The organism is Pseudomonas sp. NPDC089918, from assembly GCF_050280605.1.
Taxonomy (GTDB): domain Bacteria; phylum Pseudomonadota; class Gammaproteobacteria; order Pseudomonadales; family Pseudomonadaceae; genus Aquipseudomonas.
Genome location: NZ_JBNNVP010000019.1, coordinates 1 through 19006, shown reverse-complemented (window position 1 = coordinate 19006; position 19006 = coordinate 1). Strand labels below are relative to the sequence as shown.

Genomic DNA, 19006 nt, shown 5'->3' with positions numbered 1-19006 from the left:
AAGTAGGGTGTTTGACGTTAGAACAGGCGCGAGAGCAGCGCGGTGACGGCGGTTTCGACTCGCAGAATGCGCTCGCCAAGTTGCACCGGTTGCAGGCCGGCCTTGCCCAGCAAGTCGATTTCGTAGGGAATCCAGCCGCCTTCGGGGCCGATAGCCAGGGTCACGGGCTCGTCCAGGCCGCGAGGGCAGGGTGGGTAGTTACCGGGATGACCGACCAGGCCGAGGGTGCCTTCGATAATGGCCGGTAGACGGTCTTCGACAAAAGGCTTGAAGCGCTTCTCGATGACGACCTCTGGCAGCACGCTGTCGCGGGCTTGTTCAAGACCCAGGATCAATTGCTCGCGAATCGCCTCGGGTTCCAGGAACGGGGTTTGCCAGAAGCTCTTCTCGACGCGATAGCTGTTCACCAGCACGATGCGCGGCACACCCATGGCGGCCACGGTCTGAAACACTCGGCGGAGCATTTTCGGTCGCGGCAGAGCCAGCACCAAAGTCAGTGGCAGCTTGGCCGGTGGCGGCTGGTCGAGGGTGACGCGCAACTCGGCTTCATCGGCGTCCAGGCGCAGCAACTCGGCTGAGCCCATCAAGCCGCCGATACGCCCGACCCGCAGGCTGTCGCCAACCACCGAGCGATGGACTTCCTGCATGTGGGTCAACCGGCGATCGCGCAGGATCGCTCGGTCGGCCGCAATGAAGTCGGCCTCTTCGAGGAGCAGCAGGTTCACGCTTGGGTCGCTGGCGGCTGGTCGTTGTGATCGTCAGCCGGCTGGTCGTCCGGATGCTCGCCACGCTTGCTGATCAGGCTGCCGAACAGGATGCCGATTTCGAACAGCAACCACATCGGTACAGCCAACAGCGTCTGCGAGAAGATGTCCGGCGGCGTCAGGATCATGCCGACCACGAAGCAGCCGATGATCACGTACGGGCGGATTTTCTTCAGGTAGGCGACGTTGACCACGCCGATCCACACCAGCAGCACCACAGCTACCGGAATCTCGAACGCCACGCCGAAGGCGAAGAACAGCGTCATGACGAAATCGAGGTAGCTGGTGATGTCAGTCATCATTTCCACGCCGGCCGGAGTGGCGGCGGCGAAGAACTTGAAGATCAGCGGGAACACCAGGAAATAGGCGAAGGCCATGCCGGTGTAGAACAGCAGAATGCTGGAGACCAGCAACGGCACCGCGATGCGCTTCTCATGCTTGTACAGGCCCGGCGCGATAAAGCCCCAGATCTGGTGCAGGATCACCGGGATCGCCAGGAACAGCGAGACCATCATGGTCAGTTTCAGCGGCGTCAGGAACGGCGACGACACGTCGGTGGCGATCATCGTCGCGCCGGCCGGCAGGTACTGGCGCAGCGGCGTGGAGACGAAGGTGTAGATCTGCTGGGTGAAGGCGAACAGCCCGGCAAAAATGATGAACACCGCCACGACACAACGCAGCAGGCGAGTGCGCAACTCGGTGAGGTGCGAAACCAGCGGCATGTGCTGGTCGTTTTCGGGGAGATCGCTCATGGGGCTCGCGGCGGCAAAGTGGTGTCGTGAGGCGCCGGTATTGTCGGCGCGGCGGCAGGAGCAACAGGTTCTACTGGAGGTGCAGGTGCAGGTTCAGCGGCTGCAACCGCCGGCATAACCTCAGCCGCCGGCGCATGAATCGTCTGCGTCGCTACAGGTTCCACCGGCGTTGGCTCCTGCTGAGTCGGCGTGAAGATCTTCCGCGCCTCCTGCTCCAGGGACAGAATGTGCTCGTTGTGCAGTTGCCGGCGAATCTCGTCGGCACCGATTTCACGTTCAACTTCCTGTTTGATCGCGTTGAAGCTGCGCTTCAGCCGCCCGACCCACAGGCCGGCGGTGCGCGCAGCACCCGGCAGGCGCTCGGGACCCAGCACCAGCAGGGCGACGAGGCCGACGAGCAGCAGTTCAGAGAAGCTGATACCAAACATTAGTCAGTGCTCACGAGTCTTTGCGGATCGGCTCTTCGACTTTTTGCGCCTGCACGTCGATGGTGTGCGGCTGGTTCACCGAGGCCTGTGGCTGAACCGGCGGTACCGGTTGGGACGGCGTCGCGGTCGGATCGGCCGGTTTTTCGTCGTCGTTCATGGCTTTTTTGAAGCCCTTGATCGACTCGCCCACGTCAGTGCCGAGGTTTTTCAGTTTCTTGGTGCCGAACACCAGCACCACGACAACCAGGATGACGATCCAGTGTTTCCAGTCAAAAATGCCCATGTTGCGTTCCTCTCTAATAATTGTTCAGGCGGACGGGCGAGAGGCTTTCTCGGCGTGTCCGGACAGACCGAAGCGACGGTCCAGTTCATCGAGCACAGCCTGTGGATGCTGCCCCAACTGGGCGAGCATGACCATGCTGTGGAACCACAAATCGGCGGTCTCGTAGATCACATCGCTGCAGTCACCGCTGATGGCGGCATCCTTGGCGGCAATGATGGTTTCGACCGACTCTTCGCCGACTTTTTCCAGAATCTTGTTCAAGCCCTTGTGGTACAGGCTGGCGACATACGAGCTGTCGGCGGCGGCGCCTTTGCGCTCTTCCAGCACCTGGGCCAGACGGGTCAGGGTGTCACTCATGGGTATGTCCTGCCGAGTAGATAGCGTGCGGGTCTTTAAGCACCGGGTCGACGGTTTTCCAGTCGCCGTTCTCGAAGACGCGGTAGAAGCAGCTCTGACGGCCGGTATGGCAGGCGATGTCGCCGATTTGCTCAACCATCAGGATGATCACGTCAGCGTCACAGTCAAGGCGCATCTCATGCAGGGTTTGCACGTGGCCGGACTCTTCGCCCTTGCGCCACAGCTTGCCACGGGAACGTGACCAGTAAATGGCACGGTTCTCGGCAGCGGTCAATTCCAGCGCTTCGCGGTTCATCCAGGCCATCATCAGGACGCGTCCGGTCTTGTGATCCTGGGCAATCGCCGGCACCAGGCCATCGGCGTCCCACTTGATCTCGTCCAGCCAGTTTTTCATCTTCGACTCCGACAGCGGGCTCTACTTCAATAGTTGAGGCCAATGTTCAAATTCAGCGTTCAAACAGTGTGCCAGCCGATCATCCAACTGGCTATCGGCGAACGACCAGATACAAGCCGACCGCCACCATGATTCCGGCGGGCCAGTGCCCCAATTCGTTCAGTGGGCCTCCGGCGGCGAGTATCGTGCCACCCGCCAGGTGAGCGGTGCCGAGCAACCGCAGGAACCAGTCGTCCTTGCGCTTGTGCCAAGGGGGCGGCGGGTCGTTGGCATGGGGCTGGGACATGCGCTCGAGCAGGTCGCGGGCCATGTTGGCCAAGTGCGGGATCTGCTCGAACTGGCTCTGCACGTTGCCGATCAAGGCTTTGGGGCTGACGCGCTCGCGCATCCAGCGTTCGAGGAACGGCTGGGCGGTGTTCCACAGATCGAGGTCCGGGTACAGCTGACGGCCCAGGCCTTCGATGTTCAAAAGGGTTTTTTGCAGCAATACCAACTGCGGCTGCACTTCCATGTTGAAACGTCGAGCGGTCTGGAACAGGCGCATCAGCACCTGGCCGAAGGAAATATCTTTTAACGGTTTTTCGAAGATCGGCTCGCACACGGTACGGATCGCTGCTTCGAATTCGTTGAGTTTGGTTTCCGCCGGCACCCAGCCCGAATCGATGTGCAACTGCGCGACACGCCGGTAATCACGCTTGAAGAACGCGAACAGGTTGCGCGCCAGATAATCCTGGTCTTCCGGGGTAAGGCTGCCGACGATGCCGCAGTCGATTGCGATGTACTGCGGGCTCCACGGTTGCACGGTGCTGACGAAGATGTTGCCGGGGTGCATGTCGGCGTGGAAGAAGCTGTCGCGGAACACCTGGGTGAAGAAAATCTCCACGCCCCGCTCGGCGAGCATTTTCATGTCGGTGCGCTGGTCGGCCAGGGTCGCGAGGTCGGTGACCTGAATCCCGTAGATGCGCTCCATCACCAGCACTTTCGGCCGGCACCAGTCCCAATAGACTTGCGGCACATACAGCAGCGGCGAACCTTCGAAATTGCGTTTCAGCTGGCTGGCGTTAGCCGCCTCGCGCAGCAGGTCGAGTTCGTCGTAGATGGTTTTTTCGTAGTCGCTGACCACGTCCACCGGGTGCAGCAAGCGGGCGTCGGCCGAGAGTTTTTCTGCGGCGCGGGCGAGGATGAACAGCCACGCCAGGTCCTGCGCAATGATCGGTTTCAGACCCGGGCGGATCACCTTGACGACGACTTCTTCGCCGGTTTTCAGCTGCGCGGCATGCACTTGCGCCACCGAGGCCGAGGCCAGCGGTTCGACGTCGAAACGGCTGAAGACTTCACTGATTTTTTTGCCAAGCTGCTCTTCGATCAGCCTGATCGACACTTGCGAGTCGAACGGCGGCACGCGGTCCTGCAGCATCATCAGTTCATCGGCGATGTCTTCGGGCAGCAGGTCGCGGCGCGTGGACAGGATTTGGCCGAACTTGATGAAAATCGGCCCCAGGTCCTGCAACGCCAGGCGCAGTCGCGCGCCACGGCTCAGGTCCAGTGTCTTGCGCGGAAACCAGCGCCACGGCAAGGCATAGCGCAGCGCCAGCAGAAACCAGGGCAATGGCAGGGCGAACAGCAGGTCATCGAGGCGGTAGCGAATCACAACGCGCTGGATGCGCAACAAACGGCGGACGGCAAGCAGCTTCATGCGTTATCGCTTGGGTCGAGGGATCGGGAAAGGCGCTCGAAACGCGCCTCGAGACGTTCCAGATCGAGCTTGATCTGGTCCAGTTCATTAAAACGGGCGTCAGCTTCGCGCTGACCGACGAGGGCGCGCGATTCTTCGGCCAGGTATTCGCCCAGGTTCTGGTTCAGGCTGGCGAACCCTTGCTGATACCAGCGTGCGCGACTGCGCAGGTGACCGCCGACCAGTTGCGTGGCCACAGGTCCCAGCCAGCGCGAGAGTTCGTACTCCCAGTCCAGTTCGAGGTCCTGAAGGATCGCCGCCAGCTCCAGCAGCACGCCGCTGTCGCCGTCGAGTTCGACTTCCGGGGCATGCAGAATCGAAGTCTTGTCCTTGCTTGTCGCCAGTTTCAGCAGGCTTGAGGCCGGTGCGCGCAAGGTGCAGTCGGCGCCGGTTTCCCACTGGGAGGCGAGCATCAGGCCTTCATCGCTGGGCAGGATGAACACTTGCAGCGCCGGGCTGCGGCAGTCGATGGCAATCACCTTGCCACTCAAATGCGCCAGCCGCGGCAGGGCCGTGCTGTCAAGACGCAGCACCCGGTTCAGGCCGAGCTCAACGCTGGCGAGCAGGCCGGCCAGCAACATCAGGGCTTGATGCCGCGGTGCAGGGCGACGATGCCTGCGGTCATGTTGTGATAGGTCACGCGGTCGAAACCGGCCTCGACCATCATCGACTTCAGGGTTTCCTGATTCGGGTGCATGCGGATTGATTCGGCCAGGTAGCGATAGCTTTCCGAATCATTGGTGATCAACTTGCCCATCAACGGCATGAAGGCGAACGAGTAGGCGTCGTAGGCTTTGGACATCAGCGCGTTGGTCGGTTTGGAGAATTCCAGCACCAGCAAACGGCCGCCCGGTTTCAGCACGCGCAACATCGAGCGCAGGGCGTCTTCTTTGTGCGTCACGTTGCGCAGGCCGAAAGCGATGGTCACGCAATCGAAATGGTTGTCCGGGAACGGCAGCTTTTCAGCATCGGCCTGGACGAATTCGACGTTGCCGGACACACCCAGATCCAGCAGGCGGTCACGACCGACCTTGAGCATGGATTCGTTGATGTCGGCCAACACTACCTGGCCCGTCGGTCCCACAAGATGCGAGAACTTGCGGGTCAGGTCGCCAGTGCCGCCGGCGATGTCCAGCACGCGGTTACCGGTGCGCACGCCCGACAGCTCGATCGCGAAACGCTTCCACAGACGGTGCATGCCGCCCGACAGGAGGTCGTTCATCAGGTCGTACTTGGCGGCTACCGAGTGGAAAACCTCAGCGACTTTTTCCGCTTTCTGGCTTTCTGGAACGTTTTTGAAGCCGAAGTGAGTGGTGGGTTCGGCATCGCTGCCTTTGCGCTGATCAGTCATATCGCTGTCACCAAAAGAGAATGCGGGACATTCTAATCCCGGTGGCCTGCTTTGTCTTGGCAAGGCTGAAGGTAAGATAGGCAACTACCGGGACGTTTTGACGCATGCAGGGTCAAGATGTCTTGAGCAAGTCACGATAAAGCAGGAGTCATTCGATGGCCCGTATTAGTGTTGAGCGTGCCCACGGCCTGGGTAAGGAAGCGGCCCGCGAGAAGGCCGACAAGTTGGCGCAGAAACTGTCCGAACAATATGGCCTGGAGCCGCAGTGGTCTGGCGACACTCTGAACCTCAGACGCTCGGGCGTAAAAGGGGCGGTGTATGTGGGCGAGGACTCGATCAAGGTCGATGTCGAACTGGGCCTGTTGATGTCTGCCATGAGCGGCACGATCAAATCGGAAATCGAAAGGGCCCTGGATAAAGCACTGACCTGATCCACTTCCCTCTATGAAATGCGATCCCTGTGGGAGCGAGCCTGCTCGCGAAAGCGGTCTTTCAGTCGACATCTATGTTGAATGTGCCTGCCTCTTCGCGAGCAGGCTCGCTCCCACATTTGTTTGTGGTGTGCCCAAAGGTTTATGTCACTTGTTAGGGTGCCGTTTCTAATTATTCTCACTACTTTGTGCCTGAGCCCGACTCTCTGCGGGCAGTTCCTCGACCCTTCTGCGCGTGAGGTGCACCATGGCCAAAGTTATTTTGAAGAAAAAAGTCGACGTTGAGACTAACGCCCTGGGCGACGTCAAATCGTATGCCCGCAAGATCTGGCTCGCTGGCCTGGGTGCTTACACCAAGGTCGGCCAAGAGGGTAGCGAGTACGTTCAAGAGCTGATCAAGGCAGGTCAAGCTGTTGAAAAGAAAGGCAAAAAAGTAGTCACTGAAAAACTTGAAGCGGCCAATGCCGAGATCGATGAAGCCAAGAGTGAAGTGAGCACTTTCAAAGGCAAAGTCGAACTTCAACTCGACAAAGTCGAAAGGGCTTTCGATACACGTATCGCAAGTGCCTTGAATCGTATCGGCATTCCGTCTAAACATGACGTTGAGACACTCTCTGCTAAGCTCGATGAGCTGACGGCATTGCTCGAACGTGTCGCGCGTAAATCTTAAGGAGAACGGGATGGCTGGTAAAAAGAATACTGAAAAAGAAGGCAGCTCGTGGATCGTGAAGGTCGAAGACTACTCCCGCAAGATCTGGCTGGCTGGTTTAGGCGTGTACTCGAAGATCGACACTGACGGCAGCAAGCTCTTCGATACATTGGTTAAGGACGGCGAGAAAGCCGAGAAGCTCACCAAGAGCGCTGTCGGCAAGAAAGTTGATGCCGCCAAGGACTCCGCTTCGTCGGCCAAGTCGCGCATCAGCGGTGTGAAAGATCGTGCACTGGGCAAATGGGATGAGTTGGAAGGGGCTTTCGACAAGCGCCTGAACAGCGCCATTTCGCGCCTGGGTGTACCGAGCCGCAATGAGGTCAAGGCACTGCACAGCAAGGTCGATACCCTGACCAAGCAAATCGAAAAACTCACCGGTGCCAAGGTTGCGCCTGTTGCGGCGAAAACCGCGGCGGCCAAACCAGCAGCCAAAAGCGTAGCCAAACCATTGGCCAAGGCTGCCGCTAAACCGGCAACCAAAACTGCCGCGGCGAAACCTGCAGCCAAAGCGGCCGCCAAACCAGCCGCAAAACCGGCGGCCAAACCTGCAGCTAAAACCGCAGCAGCCAAACCCGCCGTTGCGAAAAAGCCAGCAGCCAAGAAGCCTGTAGTGAAAAAACCGGCCGCCCCGAAAGCGGCTGCACCGAAACCAGTAGTGGCTGCCGCCAAGCCGGTAACACCGGTCAGCACGGCGAACTCCGCCACTGCTCCGACACCTGCTGTAACCCCGACTGCTGCGCCGGCTCCATCGACGCCAACCAGTCAGTCCTGATGATCGTTCCCACGCTCCGCGTGGGAATGCCTCACCGGACGCTTCGCGTCCATTGCGGCAGTGACGCAGAGCGTCACCGGCTGCATTCCCACGCGGAGCATGGGAACGATCACGCCCGGCCTGCGAAGGTCGGGCGTTTTTGTTTGTGCATGGATTCTAGAAAGCACCACAAATCCGATGTGGGAGCGCGAAAGCGGTGGGTCAATCGACATCAATGTTGAATGATGAATAGCTTTCGCGAGCAAGCCCGCTCCCACAGGGTTAGTCGTGCTCTTCGAGGTACTGCAACGCCAACCGCTCGGTCGCAACCTTGACAGGCGGCAGCAAGTGCGGCGCCACCAGCATCATGATCTGATACACCACCAGTCGCACTTCACCTTCACGGTCGAGAATTCGCTGATAGTCCAGTGAGAACAGCAACGTCATGGTGATTTGTTCCACCAACTGCCCCAGCGCCTGGGTGTCACTGACCAACTGACCCTGAGCTTTCAATTGCGCCAGCAATGAAGCCAGTGTGCGCTTCAACGCATTGAGTAGATTGCGTATTCCCTTGGCCAGTTTCGGCAGGCGGCCGGCAAGGTTCGACAGGTCCTGGAACAGAAACCGGTAATGGGCCAGGCGTTCGATGATCAGGTGCAGGAACAGCCAGTAATCCTCGGGCGCCAATTCCACATCGGACGGTGGGTCGAGCAAGGGCGTCAACTCGGCCTGGAAGCGCTCGAACAGCCCGAGGATCAGCGGTTCCTTGCCGTGGAAATGGTAGTAGAGGTTGCCCGGGCTGATGCCCATTTCGTTGGCCACTTCCATGGTGGACACATTCGGTTCGCCCTTCTGATTGAACAACTGCAGGGCACATTCGAGAATCCGGTCGCGGGTTTTCATCCAGTCTTCTTAATGGTCGAGTCATGCCACGGCCTTTGGCGGCCGTGGTTCGTTAAACGTCAGCGCACACGCACGTAAGTACCGGGTGCCGCCTCCATCGGTGGATAGTTCTGGTTGCCGATGGCCATCCGGGTTTCGTGTTGTGCGCCGGAGCGTTCCTGAATCCAGCCCAGCCATTGCGTCCACCAGCTACCGTCGACGCGCTTGGCATCGTAATACCAGGCTCGCGGGTCGCTGCTCAGTTTCGGATTCTCGACGTAGTTGGCTTTCGGATTGTGGGGCGGGTTGAGAATGCTCTGCACATGACCGCTGTTGGACAGCACGAAGCGCCGCTCGCCACCCAGCAGCAATGTCGAGCGATACACCGCATCCCATGGGGTGATGTGATCATTCATGCCTGCCACGCTGAAGCTGTCGACGGTGACTTTCTGCAGGTCGATCGGCGTGCCGCATACTTCCAGCCCGCCAGGATGACTCAGCGGGTTGTGCTTGAAGAAATCCAGCAGATCGCCATGAAACGCTGCTGGCAGACGCGTGTTGTCATTGTTCCAGTAGAGGATGTCGAACGCCGGCGGCTCCTTGCCCATCAGGTAGTTATTGACGAAGTAATTCCAGATCAAATCGTTGGGCCGCATCCAGGCAAACACCCTGGCCATGTCACTACCTTCCAGAACGCCCTTCTGATACGAGCGGCGCTTGGCCGCTTCCAGCGTTTGTTCGTCGGCGAAGAGGGTGGCCGGGCTGTCTATCTGACTGTCGAGCATGCTGACCAGGTAGGTCGCGCTGGACACTCGTCGTAGCTGTCGCTTGGCCTGCAAATGCCCTTGCAATGCGGCAATGGTCAGCCCACCGGCGCAAGCCCCCATCAGGTTGACCTCGCGCGCGCCGGTGATTGCCCGGCACACATTCATCGCTTCTTCGACGGCTTCGACATAAGACGACAGCCCCCATTCGCGATGACGCACATCGGGATTGCGCCAGCTGATAATGAAGGTCTGCAAACCGTTTTTAAGGGCGAACTGAACGAAGCTGTTGTTGGGGCTCAAATCGAAAATGTAGTACTTGTTGATCTGTGGCGGCACGATCAGCAATGGCTTGGAATACTGCTTTTCGCTCATCGGCTTGTACTGGATCAGCTCCAGCAGTTCATTGCGAAACACCACAGAGCCGGTAGTGGTGGCGACCGTTTTGCCCACCTCGAACGCTTGTTTGGTGACTTGTCTTGGCAGGCCGTTGTTGTGCAGGACATCGTCGACCAGATGGCCGATACCCCGCACCAGACTATTGCCGCCGGAGTTGAAAAATTCCTTGATCGCCAGCGGATTGAGCAGGGTGTTGGACGGCGCCACGGCGTCATTGATCAAGGCAAAGGCAAAGTGGGCGCGGGCACGATCGTCCGGGCTCATGTTGCTTTCGTCGATCCAGCTTTTGACTTCTTTCTGCCAGCTCAGATAGGCCTGCAGGCTGCGGCGATAAAAAGGATTGAGGCTCCACGTCGGGTCGGCAAAGCGACTGTCTTGCGGGTTGGTCGGATGCAGGGTTTCACCCAACAATACGCGGCCCAACTGGCCGCCCAGCTTCAAGGCATGCCGGGCCGTATACACCGGGTTGCGCAGGCCGTGGGTGGCCAGGCTGCGCAAGGTCGAAAGCAGGTCCCGGCCGCGCAGGCCGGTAACCGCACTCTGAGCATTGATGAATGCAGCGGGAGTGGGCAAAGAGCCCTTCGCTGGTTTGTCGCGCATGAGTTAACACTCCTTCGTCATCAGGCCAAAAACAAACACACCCGAACAAAACACCATAGACGTTGTTGCGGGTTGTTGCGCGGCACGGCCTCCTGCCGACTCCTTTTCATAAACAAAAGTCGGGATCGGTTAACCGCCCGATGGCGCCGGATGTGGATGCATTACTGCGCGCTGACGTTCTTCCTCAAGAAACTTCATGATGATCGGTGCCACCGCTTCGGCGCGGGTAATCAAGAACAGATGGCCGTCGTCGATGATGTGCAGTTGGGCGTTGGGAATTCGCCAAGCCAGCATGCGCATGTTGATCAGCGGGATCAGTGGGTCGTCGTCGCCGGCCAGTACCAGGGTTGGTTGATGGATTTTGTGCAGCCAGTGAATGCTGGTCCAGCCGAGGCCGGCGAACAGCTGCCAGTAATAACCGAGTTTGCCTGCCGAACGAACCCTGGCGGCGTGACTGGCTGCCAGGGTCGGATCGCGACGGAACGAGCCGCCGTAGATCATCGGTGCAATGCGGATCACATGGGAGGGCTGGATGTAGCGTCGCGGGCTGGCCATCATCATCAGCACTTTAGGCTTGCCCGGAACCATCACGGTGCCTGCCGCCGTGGCCGCCAGCACCAGCTTCTTGCAGCGCTCGGGATAGTCATGGGCGAACTGCTGCGCCAGAGCGCCGCCCCACGAAACGCCAATCACGTTGACTTGTCCGTAATCGAGATAGTCGAGCATTCGCGCCGTGAGTTTTGCCAGGCCCGAGAAGCGATAGGGTCGATTGGGAGTCGATGAGCCGCCGACACCGGGCACGTCGAAGGCAATGACTTCCAGGTCCGGATCCAGAGCCTGGACGAACGGGAATATCAGCTCCAGGTTGGCGCCGATGCCGTTGAAAATCAGCAAGGGCGTCAAGTGAGGCTTGCCGGGGCGTACCGCTGTGCGGAGGGTCTGGCCATCCAGGTTGACGGTACGGAATACGAACGGTTGCGGCATGCACGAAGCCCTGTAGGTTTTAAACGCTGATCGGGCCGTCCCGGGCCGTCGCAGAATGTTCGAGGCTGGCCTCGAGAGTGATTGATAGAGATCGCGGCACCTCCCAGTGCCGCGGACTGCGTGTTACCTGAAACTCAACGCTCGTGTACATAAGTGCCTGGCGCCGCTTCACCCGCTGGATAGGCCTTGTTGCCAAGGTTGGCGGGGGATTTTTTCAGCTTGCCCGAACGCTCGGCCTGCCACGCCTGCCAATGCAACCACCAGGAATCGGTGTGTTTGGTGGAGTTTTCCATCCATTCTTCGGCTTTGACCGGCATGTCGGTGCTGGTCATGTAGCGCGCTTTCGGATTGCCCGGAGGGTTCAGGATGCTCTGGATATGCCCGCTGCTGGACAGCACGAACTCGACCTTGCCACCGAACAGCTGTGCCGACTTGTAGCAGGACTTCCACGGGGTGATGTGATCGTTGGTGCCGGCCAGGGAAAAGATGTCGGCAGTGACCTGCTTCAGGTCGATCGGTGTGCCGCACACTTCCAGTGCGTTGGGGCGGATCAGTGGGTTGTTTTTGAACATCTCGATCAGGTCGCCGTGGAACGCGGCCGGCAAGCGAGTGGTGTCGTTGTTCCAGAACAGAATGTCGAAAACCGGAGGCTCGTTGCCCAGCAGGTAGTTGTTGACCCAGTAGTTCCAGATCAGGTCGTTGGGGCGCATCCACGCGAAGACTTTCGCCATGTCACGGCCTTCCAGCACACCGGCCTGGTAAGAATGGCGCTTGGCGGCTTCAAGGGTCTGCTCATCGACAAACAGAGCCACATCGCTATCGAGGGTGGTGTCCAGCACGCTGACCATCAGCGTCAGGGCGTTGACCTTCTTCTCGCCGATCGCCGCGTAGTGGCCCAGCAGGGCGGTGCAAGTGATGCCGCCAGAGCAGGCGCCAAGCATGTTCACGTCTTTGCTGCCGGTGATTGCGGTGACCACGTCGACCGCTTCCTTGAGCGCTTCGATGTAGGTCGACAGACCCCACTCGCGCTGCTCCTTGGTCGGGTTACGCCAGCTGACGATGAACGTCTGCACATTGTTGCGCAGGCAGAAGCGCGCCAGACTCTTGTCCGGGCTCAGGTCGAAAACATAGAACTTGTTGATCTGTGGCGGCACCACCAGTAGTGGGCGTTCATGCACCTGCTCGGTGATCGGTCGGTACTGGATCAGCTCCAGCACGTCATTGCGGAACACCACTGCGCCTTCGGTTACGCCCAGGCTCTTGCCGACTTCGAACGCGCCCATGTTGACCTGGCTCGGCATGCCGCCGTTGTGCACCAGATCCTTGGCCAGATGGGAGAGACCGTCGAGCAGGCTCTTGCCTCCGGTTTCGAAGAAGCGTTTGACCGCCGCCGGGTTGGCCGCCGTGTTGGTCGGGGCCATGGCTTCGGTCATGAGGTTAATCACGAAATGCCCGCGAGCGACGTCCTTGGGCGAAAGATTGCTGTCATCGATCCACGCGTGAAGCTCCTTGCGCCACGCCAGATAAGTTTGCAAATAACGTTTATAGAGCGGGTTCTGACTCCAGGCCGGATCAAGGAAGCGACGGTCATCACTTTGCGGTTGAAGCTCGGATTTTCCGAACAGCACATTCTTCAGTTCGATGCCGAAATGAGCGACATGCCTGGCACTGTGGATGGGTTGTCTGATGGCCTGGGACAGCACCATTCGGGCAGAGCCCAAGAGATCCTTTCTACGTAGTCCAACAACAGGATTCAGCCCCAAGGTATTTTCCGAAGCCTGAAATTTCAAGTCATCGTTAAGCTTGTTACTCATCTACGACGCTCCATTGTCCTGAGACGAGTACCTGAGCCCAGCTGTGTAGTCACACAGCAAACGCCAGGTACTACTGCTCGGGTGACCGTTAATTGCGAATAGCTACAAATGCACGGAACTTGCCAGCTCCATTGGTTACCCGAGTTTAATTTTTTTCGCAAGCGGGCCAATCGTTGCCACCGCAGCGAAGCATTCAAACAGATGGAATTAGAAAATGCCCTCTAAATAGCCAGAGGCCTGTATTAGAGCATCAGCTTGACGACCGATTCGTTCGGATCACGGGTCTTTCCAGCCGCTTTGAGTTCAGCAAGATAATCGTTCCAAAGATCTTCTTGGCGCACTGCCAGCTGGTACAGATATTCCCAAGTGAACAGGCCGCTGTCGTGGCCGTCGTCGAAGGTCAATTTCAGTGCGTACTGACCGGCCGGTTCGACCTTGCTCAGGCCGACGCCGATCTTGCCAAATTGCAGGATAGGTTTGCCGTGGCCCTGGACTTCGGCGGAAGGAGAATGCACGCGAAGGAACTCGGCGGGCAGGTGATATTCCTCGCCGGACGCGTATTTGAGCGACAGGGTTTTTGAGGCTTTGTGGAGTTTGATGTCGGTGGGGATCATGACCGGTTTTCCGTTTTGTGTGGAACCTTGTGGGAGCGAGCCTGCTCGCGATTGCGGTGTATCAGCCAACACAATGGCTGAATGTACCTCCGTCATCGCGAGCAGGCTCGCTCCCACAGTTCCACTACACCTGTAAGAGTTTCTTACAGGATATAACGGGACAGGTCTTCGTTCTGCGCCAATTCGCCCAAGTGGCTGTTGACGTAATCGGCATCGATCAGGATCGGTTTGTCCTCGTGGGTGCTGGCCAGATCACCGGCGCTGAACGACACCTCTTCGAGCAGGCGCTCGAGCAGGGTGTGCAGGCGACGGGCACCGATGTTTTCGGTTTTCTCGTTGACCTGCCAGGCGATCTCGGCGAGACGCTTGATGCCGTCCGGGAGGAATTCGATGAGCAGACCTTCGGTTTTCAGCAGTGCACAATATTGCTCGGTGAGCGATGCATGCGGTTCGCTGAGGATGCGCTCGAAATCTTCCGGGCTCAGGGCCTTGAGTTCGACCCGAATCGGCAGGCGACCTTGCAGCTCCGGCACCAGATCGCTCGGCTTGCTCAGGTGGAACGCACCGGAAGCGATGAACAGGATGTGGTCAGTCTTGACCATGCCCAGTTTGGTGTTGACGGTGCAGCCTTCAATCAGCGGCAGCAAGTCGCGCTGTACGCCCTCACGGGACACGTCGACGCCCCCGGAGTTGCCTCGCTTGGCAACCTTGTCGATTTCGTCGATGAACACGATGCCGTGCTGCTCGACGGCTTCCAGGGCCTTGGCCTTCAATTCTTCTTCGTTGACCAGGCGACCGGCTTCTTCGTCGCGAACAAGTTTCAGCGCTTCCTTGACCTTGAGCTTGCGGTTTTTGCGCTTGCCCTTGCCCATGTTGGCGAACAGGCTCTGCAGCTGGTTGGTCATTTCTTCCATGCCCGGTGGCGCGGAGATATCGACGCCGGACACTTCGGCCACTTCGATTTCGATCTCCTTGTCATCCAGCTGACCTTCACGCAGGCGCTTGCGGAACAGCTGACGGGTGTTGGAATCCTGGGACGGTGCGGAGTCCTCGTTGCTGAAGCCCATGCGTGCCGGTGGCAGCAAAGCGTCGAGGATGCGCTCTTCGGCGGCGTCTTCGGCGCGGTGGCGAACCTTGGTCATTTCCTGTTCGCGCAACAGCTTGATCGCAGCGTCTGCCAGATCACGAATGATCGATTCGACGTCGCGGCCAACGTAGCCCACTTCGGTGAATTTGGTCGCTTCGACTTTGATGAACGGCGCGTTGGCGAGCTTGGCCAGGCGACGGGCGATCTCGGTTTTACCGACACCGGTGGGGCCGATCATCAGGATGTTCTTGGGAGTGACTTCGACGCGCAGCTCTTCGGGCAGCTGCATCCGGCGCCAGCGGTTACGCAAGGCGATGGCGACGGCGCGTTTGGCATCGTCCTGGCCGATGATATGGCGATTGAGTTCGTGGACGATTTCACGGGGGGTCATGGGCATAATAATTGGCGGTCCTCAAGCAGAAGTGAGCCGTGGCGCAATGGCCTGCACAGGCTTACTCAGCGAGATCCTGCTCCTCGATGGTGAAGGTGTGGTTGGTGAATACGCAGATGTCGCCGGCGATGCCGAGCGCTGTTTCGACGATTTCCCGCGCCGACAAATCGGTTTTCTTCAACAGGGCACTCGCGGCAGCCTGGGCGTAACCGCCGCCGGAACCCATGGCGATCAGGCCTTCTTCAGGCTCAACCACGTCACCGTTGCCGGTGATGATCAGGGAGGCATCTTTGTTGGCGACCGCGAGCATGGCTTCGAGGCGGCTCAAGGAGCGGTCGGTGCGCCATTCTTTGGCGAGTTCGACGGCGGCGCGAACCAGGTGGCCCTGATGTTTCTCGAGCTGGCCTTCGAAACGCTCGAAGAGGGTGAAGGCGTCAGCGGTGGCCCCGGCAAAACCGGCGATAACCTGGCCGTGGTAGAGGCGGCGAACTTTCTTCGCGTTGCCTTTCATCACGGTATTGCCGAGCGAAACCTGGCCGTCGCCGCCCATGACGACTTTGCCGTGGCGGCGAACTGAAACGATGGTGGTCAAGGGAGAGTCTCCACGCAGCGGGGCGAAAATGCCTTATGCCAACTCATATGGGGGTGGTGGAGCGTTTTTCAACTGTAGGACGCGGCGGGGGACGAGCGGTGCGAGGCGCGTAGGAGCTGCCGAAGGCTTGATCGTTCCCACGCTCTGCGTGGGAATGCCTCAAGGGACGCTCCGCGTTCCAGCTCTAGAAAGGGACGCGGAGCGTCCCGGGCTGCATTCCCACGCGGAGCGTGGGAATGATCATGAAGGGTCAGCGGCTTTGGCGTTGTTGTAACAACAGGTTGCTGAAGCCGCTGCCCGCCAGTTGCTTCTGAGCGGTTGTCAGCTGTTCGCGGTTGCTGAACGGACCAACCAGCACCCGATACCAGGTCTCGTCCTTCACCGTGCCGGATTCAACCGCCACGGCCTGACCCAGCAGGATGATCTGCGCACGCACCTTGTCGGCATCGGCTTCCTTGCGGAACGAACCGGCCTGCAGGAAGAACTTGGTCACCGGCGCAGCTTTCGCCACGGGCGGCGCTGGCGGCGGGGTGATGCCGGCCAATGCCGCTTGAGCCCTGGCCGTGTCGATCTTCGCCGCTTCCGCAGGCGTCACCGGCGTGGTCGGAATGGCCGGCACTTGTGGTGTCGGCAGGGTTTTCTCCGGCACTGCGTCCGGCGGCACGATGACTTCCGATTCCGGCAGCAAGGTGTAGAAATCGTACTTCGGCTTCACCGGTTGCGTCGGGCTCGGCGGAGTCTTGTTGGCCTCGGCGATCTTGGTGGCTTTCTGCTGCTCGATCTTCTCGCGCTTGACGGTATCGCTGCCCTTGCCCGGCTCCAGCTTCATCAGGAACACAATGAACGCACCGACCGTCAGGCCGATGGCCATCCACAGCCAGCCCGGGATCGGTTGCTTTGCAGGAGCTTGGTAACGGCTGGCGCCACGCTTGGGTGCAGGTTTTTTCTTGGCAGCCAACTTACATGCGCTCCAGAGTTTCCAGACCCAAGAGTTCCAGGCCTTGCTTGAGAGTGCGGCCGGTCAGCGCGGCGAGGCGCAGGCGGCTCTGCATTTGCGCCGGGGTGTCGGCGCCGAGTATCGGGCAGTTCTCGTAGAAGCTGGAGAACAGGCCGGCGACATCGTACAGGTAGGTGCAGAGGATGTGCGGCGTGCCTTTGTCGGACACGTTGTTCAGTATTTCGCCGAACTGTGCCAGTTTCGCGGCCAACTCATGTTCGTGCGGCGCTTCGAGGGCGATCTGCCCTTCGACTTCGCTGAAGTCCTTGCCGAGTTTGCGGAACACGCCGGCCACCCGGGTGTAGGCGTACAGCAAGTATGGCGCGGTGTTGCCTTCGAAGTTCAGCATCAGGTCGAAGTTGAAGCTGTAATCGCTGGTGCGGTGCTTGGACAGGTCGGCGTATTTCACGGCGCCAATGCCCACGACCTTGGCGATGTTGCGCAACTCGTCTTCGGCAAGCTCCGGGTTCTTCTCCTTCACCAGGGTGTAGGCGCGTTCCTGGGCTTCGGTCAGCAGGTCGATCAGCTTCACGGTGCCGCCATCACGGGTCTTGAACGGACGGCCGTCGGCGCCGTTCATGGTGCCGAAGCCCATGTGTTCCATTTCCATCGGGTGCGTCACGAAGCCGGCCAGGCGCGCGACCTGGAACACTTGCTGGAAGTGCAGGGCCTGGCGCTGGTCGACGAAGTACAGCGCGCGATCGGCCTTGAGCTTGCCGCTACGGTAGCGCACGGCGGCCAGGTCGGTGGTGGCGTAGAGGTAGCCGCCGTCGGCCTTGACGATGATCACCGGCAGCGGGTCGCCGTCGGCGTTCTTGAATTCGTCGAGGAACACGCATTGAGCGCCGTTGCTCTCGACCAGCAGGCCAGCGGCCTTGAGGTCGTTGACCACGTTGATCAGGTCGTCGTTGTAGGCGCTTTCGCCCATTACGTCGGCCATGGTCAGTTTGACGTTCAGCAATTCGTAGATTTTCTGGCAGTGCGACAGCGAGATGTCTTTGAACTTGGTCCACAGCGCCAGGCAGTCCGGGTCGCCGGCTTGCAGCTTGACCACCAGGCCGCGGGCGCGATCGGCGAATTCTTCGGATTCGTCGAAGCGTTGCTTGGCGGCGCGGTAGAAGTTTTCCAGGTCCGACAGCTCATCGCTGGTGATCGGGTTTTCCTGCAGGTAAGCCATCAGCATGCCGAACTGGGTGCCCCAGTCGCCAACGTGGTTCTGGCGGATCACTTCGTCGCCGAGGAATTCCAGAACCCGGGCCACGCCGTCGCCGATGATGGTCGAGCGCAAGTGGCCGACGTGCATCTCTTTGGCCAGGTTCGGGGCCGACAGGTCAACCACGGTGCGCTGCACCGGACCGGCTTTGCGCACGCCGATGTGGTCGTCGGCCAGCGCCGCGTCCAGGCGGGTCGCCAGGGCTTGAGTGTTCTGGAAGAAGTTCAGGAAGCCAGGGCCGGCGATTTCGGCTTTGGAGACGTTCTCGTCAGCCGGCAGCGCGGCGATGATTTTCTCGGCCAGGTCACGGGGCTTCATGCCCGCAGGCTTGGCCAGCATCATGGCGATGTTGCTGGCGAAGTCGCCGTTTTTCTTGTCACGGGAGTTTTCCACCTGGATCGCCGGCGACAGGCCTTCAGGCAACACACCTTCGTTGACGAGTTGGGTGATGGCTTGTTGGATCAGCTGGCGAATGGTGTCTTTCATGGTCTTCTCTTTCGACCGCTAGCGCGGCGGCGCTTCGATGCGCTGGTGGAAAAACTGGGCATTATCCGTTGCGAAGACGGGCTTGCCAACTATAGCGGGCAGGTTATGGATATGTGGTGACAAATCGACCGCTATCGCGGGCAAGCCCGCTTGTATGCTGGGACTTGAAGGGAGGAGGAGGGACAAAGCCCGATTCTGACTGTTGACGCAGTACAGATCCGTGGGAGA

At 59.5% G+C, this 19006-nt stretch carries 21 protein-coding genes; 3 read left to right on the top strand and 18 right to left on the bottom strand.

Translation table 11 applies throughout. From position 1 onward, the window contains the following. Window positions 1-17 precede the first annotated feature (17 nt). From ACQKPC_RS15285 to ubiE, 9 genes are all read right to left on the bottom strand, one after another. Window positions 18-725, bottom strand: a complete 708-nt coding sequence (locus ACQKPC_RS15285; RefSeq protein ID WP_427625377.1) for a 16S rRNA (uracil(1498)-N(3))-methyltransferase — start codon at window positions 723-725, stop codon at window positions 18-20. Next, complete coding sequence (gene tatC / locus ACQKPC_RS15280; RefSeq protein ID WP_007899282.1) at window positions 722-1516, bottom strand: twin-arginine translocase subunit TatC; 795 nt, start codon at window positions 1514-1516, stop codon at window positions 722-724. Before tatC ends, ACQKPC_RS15285 begins: the two co-directional genes overlap by 4 nt. Next, window positions 1513-1944 (bottom strand): Sec-independent protein translocase protein TatB, encoded by a 432-nt coding sequence (tatB, locus tag ACQKPC_RS15275; RefSeq protein WP_427625376.1) that lies wholly within the window; start codon window positions 1942-1944, stop codon window positions 1513-1515. Before tatB ends, tatC begins: the two co-directional genes overlap by 4 nt. 10 nt (window positions 1945-1954) lie before the next feature. Then, window positions 1955-2227, bottom strand: a complete 273-nt coding sequence (locus ACQKPC_RS15270; protein WP_427625374.1) for a twin-arginine translocase TatA/TatE family subunit — start codon at window positions 2225-2227, stop codon at window positions 1955-1957. Window positions 2228-2251: 24 nt separating this feature from the next. Beyond that, complete coding sequence (locus ACQKPC_RS15265) at window positions 2252-2584, bottom strand: phosphoribosyl-ATP diphosphatase (protein WP_007899279.1); 333 nt, start codon at window positions 2582-2584, stop codon at window positions 2252-2254. Next, a complete protein-coding gene (hisI, locus tag ACQKPC_RS15260; RefSeq protein ID WP_007899278.1) occupies window positions 2577-2978 on the bottom strand; it encodes a phosphoribosyl-AMP cyclohydrolase in 402 nt (133 codons plus the stop codon). Before hisI ends, ACQKPC_RS15265 begins: the two co-directional genes overlap by 8 nt. Window positions 2979-3069: 91 nt before the next feature. Beyond that, the gene (ubiB, locus tag ACQKPC_RS15255) at window positions 3070-4674 is read right to left on the bottom strand and encodes a ubiquinone biosynthesis regulatory protein kinase UbiB (RefSeq protein ID WP_427625373.1); all 1605 of its coding nucleotides are present in this window, start codon (window positions 4672-4674) and stop codon (window positions 3070-3072) included. Beyond that, window positions 4671-5294 carry a ubiquinone biosynthesis accessory factor UbiJ gene (locus ACQKPC_RS15250; protein WP_427625371.1) on the bottom strand — a complete coding sequence of 208 codons (624 nt, stop codon included), beginning with the start codon at window positions 5292-5294 and terminating at the stop codon, window positions 4671-4673. The genes ubiB and ACQKPC_RS15250 overlap by 4 nt, the downstream gene beginning before the upstream one ends. Continuing rightward, window positions 5294-6064, bottom strand: coding sequence for a bifunctional demethylmenaquinone methyltransferase/2-methoxy-6-polyprenyl-1,4-benzoquinol methylase UbiE (gene ubiE, locus ACQKPC_RS15245; RefSeq protein ID WP_008005057.1), 771 nt, complete (start codon window positions 6062-6064; stop codon window positions 5294-5296). The genes ACQKPC_RS15250 and ubiE overlap by 1 nt, the downstream gene beginning before the upstream one ends. Window positions 6065-6219: 155 nt before the next feature. Between ubiE and ACQKPC_RS15240 the strand changes: the two genes are divergently transcribed. The 3 genes from ACQKPC_RS15240 to ACQKPC_RS15230 all read left to right on the top strand — a co-directional run bounded on the left by ACQKPC_RS15240 (window position 6220) and on the right by ACQKPC_RS15230 (window position 7976). Further along, a complete protein-coding gene (locus ACQKPC_RS15240) occupies window positions 6220-6495 on the top strand; it encodes a polyhydroxyalkanoic acid system family protein (protein ID WP_030129232.1) in 276 nt (91 codons plus the stop codon). Between the two features lie 247 nt (window positions 6496-6742). Beyond that, window positions 6743-7165, top strand: coding sequence for a phasin family protein (locus tag ACQKPC_RS15235; protein ID WP_007899266.1), 423 nt, complete (start codon window positions 6743-6745; stop codon window positions 7163-7165). Window positions 7166-7175: 10 nt separating this feature from the next. After that, a complete protein-coding gene (locus ACQKPC_RS15230; protein ID WP_427625370.1) occupies window positions 7176-7976 on the top strand; it encodes a phasin family protein in 801 nt (266 codons plus the stop codon). Window positions 7977-8237: 261 nt separating this feature from the next. Here ACQKPC_RS15230 and ACQKPC_RS15225 read toward each other — a convergent pair whose 3' ends face one another. The 9 genes from ACQKPC_RS15225 to argS form a co-directional block, all read right to left on the bottom strand. Further along, window positions 8238-8858 carry a TetR/AcrR family transcriptional regulator gene (locus ACQKPC_RS15225; RefSeq protein WP_218397020.1) on the bottom strand — a complete coding sequence of 207 codons (621 nt, stop codon included), beginning with the start codon at window positions 8856-8858 and terminating at the stop codon, window positions 8238-8240. A 59-nt stretch (window positions 8859-8917) separates the two neighbouring features. Further along, window positions 8918-10600: a class II poly(R)-hydroxyalkanoic acid synthase gene (phaC, locus tag ACQKPC_RS15220; protein WP_427625369.1), complete on the bottom strand. Its 1683-nt coding sequence runs from the start codon at window positions 10598-10600 to the stop codon at window positions 8918-8920. A gap of 129 nt (window positions 10601-10729) precedes the next feature. Then, window positions 10730-11584 carry a poly(3-hydroxyalkanoate) depolymerase gene (phaZ, locus tag ACQKPC_RS15215; RefSeq protein ID WP_008067658.1) on the bottom strand — a complete coding sequence of 285 codons (855 nt, stop codon included), beginning with the start codon at window positions 11582-11584 and terminating at the stop codon, window positions 10730-10732. A 134-nt stretch (window positions 11585-11718) separates the two neighbouring features. Then, window positions 11719-13398, bottom strand: a complete 1680-nt coding sequence (gene phaC, locus ACQKPC_RS15210) for a class II poly(R)-hydroxyalkanoic acid synthase (RefSeq protein ID WP_427625368.1) — start codon at window positions 13396-13398, stop codon at window positions 11719-11721. 242 nt (window positions 13399-13640) lie between these two features. Then, window positions 13641-14012: a gamma-butyrobetaine hydroxylase-like domain-containing protein gene (locus ACQKPC_RS15205; protein WP_427625443.1), complete on the bottom strand. Its 372-nt coding sequence runs from the start codon at window positions 14010-14012 to the stop codon at window positions 13641-13643. Window positions 14013-14155: 143 nt separating this feature from the next. Next, on the bottom strand, window positions 14156-15496 hold the full coding sequence (gene hslU / locus ACQKPC_RS15200) for an ATP-dependent protease ATPase subunit HslU (RefSeq protein ID WP_123499960.1): 1341 nt from the start codon (window positions 15494-15496) through the stop codon (window positions 14156-14158). 55 nt (window positions 15497-15551) lie between these two features. Beyond that, window positions 15552-16082 carry an ATP-dependent protease subunit HslV gene (gene hslV, locus ACQKPC_RS15195; RefSeq protein WP_007899242.1) on the bottom strand — a complete coding sequence of 177 codons (531 nt, stop codon included), beginning with the start codon at window positions 16080-16082 and terminating at the stop codon, window positions 15552-15554. A 250-nt stretch (window positions 16083-16332) separates the two neighbouring features. After that, a complete protein-coding gene (locus tag ACQKPC_RS15190) occupies window positions 16333-17040 on the bottom strand; it encodes an SPOR domain-containing protein (RefSeq protein ID WP_030129222.1) in 708 nt (235 codons plus the stop codon). Window position 17041: 1 nt separating this feature from the next. Further along, entirely contained in the window at window positions 17042-18778 is a 1737-nt protein-coding gene (gene argS / locus ACQKPC_RS15185; RefSeq protein WP_427625366.1) for an arginine--tRNA ligase, read from the bottom strand. Window positions 18779-19006: the final 228 nt, after the last annotated feature.

Excerpts from the sequence above, each read along its gene's own strand:
- tatC (WP_007899282.1), bottom strand. The coding sequence starts at position 1,516 with ATGAGCGATCTCCCCGAAAACGACCAGCACATGCCGCTGGTTTCGCAC.
- tatB (WP_427625376.1), bottom strand. The coding sequence starts at position 1,944 with ATGTTTGGTATCAGCTTCTCTGAACTGCTGCTCGTCGGCCTCGTCGCC.
- ACQKPC_RS15270 (WP_427625374.1), bottom strand. The coding sequence starts at position 2,227 with ATGGGCATTTTTGACTGGAAACACTGGATCGTCATCCTGGTTGTCGTG.
- ACQKPC_RS15265 (WP_007899279.1), bottom strand. The coding sequence starts at position 2,584 with ATGAGTGACACCCTGACCCGTCTGGCCCAGGTGCTGGAAGAGCGCAAA.
- hisI (WP_007899278.1), bottom strand. The coding sequence starts at position 2,978 with ATGAAAAACTGGCTGGACGAGATCAAGTGGGACGCCGATGGCCTGGTG.
- ubiB (WP_427625373.1), bottom strand. The coding sequence starts at position 4,674 with ATGAAGCTGCTTGCCGTCCGCCGTTTGTTGCGCATCCAGCGCGTTGTG.
- ACQKPC_RS15250 (WP_427625371.1), bottom strand. The coding sequence starts at position 5,294 with ATGTTGCTGGCCGGCCTGCTCGCCAGCGTTGAGCTCGGCCTGAACCGG.
- ubiE (WP_008005057.1), bottom strand. The coding sequence starts at position 6,064 with ATGACTGATCAGCGCAAAGGCAGCGATGCCGAACCCACCACTCACTTC.
- ACQKPC_RS15240 (WP_030129232.1), top strand. The coding sequence starts at position 6,220 with ATGGCCCGTATTAGTGTTGAGCGTGCCCACGGCCTGGGTAAGGAAGCG.
- ACQKPC_RS15235 (WP_007899266.1), top strand. The coding sequence starts at position 6,743 with ATGGCCAAAGTTATTTTGAAGAAAAAAGTCGACGTTGAGACTAACGCC.
- ACQKPC_RS15230 (WP_427625370.1), top strand. The coding sequence starts at position 7,176 with ATGGCTGGTAAAAAGAATACTGAAAAAGAAGGCAGCTCGTGGATCGTG.
- ACQKPC_RS15225 (WP_218397020.1), bottom strand. The coding sequence starts at position 8,858 with ATGAAAACCCGCGACCGGATTCTCGAATGTGCCCTGCAGTTGTTCAAT.
- phaC (WP_427625369.1), bottom strand. The coding sequence starts at position 10,600 with ATGCGCGACAAACCAGCGAAGGGCTCTTTGCCCACTCCCGCTGCATTC.
- phaZ (WP_008067658.1), bottom strand. The coding sequence starts at position 11,584 with ATGCCGCAACCGTTCGTATTCCGTACCGTCAACCTGGATGGCCAGACC.
- phaC (WP_427625368.1), bottom strand. The coding sequence starts at position 13,398 with ATGAGTAACAAGCTTAACGATGACTTGAAATTTCAGGCTTCGGAAAAT.
- ACQKPC_RS15205 (WP_427625443.1), bottom strand. The coding sequence starts at position 14,012 with ATGATCCCCACCGACATCAAACTCCACAAAGCCTCAAAAACCCTGTCG.
- hslU (WP_123499960.1), bottom strand. The coding sequence starts at position 15,496 with ATGCCCATGACCCCCCGTGAAATCGTCCACGAACTCAATCGCCATATC.
- argS (WP_427625366.1), bottom strand. The coding sequence starts at position 18,778 with ATGAAAGACACCATTCGCCAGCTGATCCAACAAGCCATCACCCAACTC.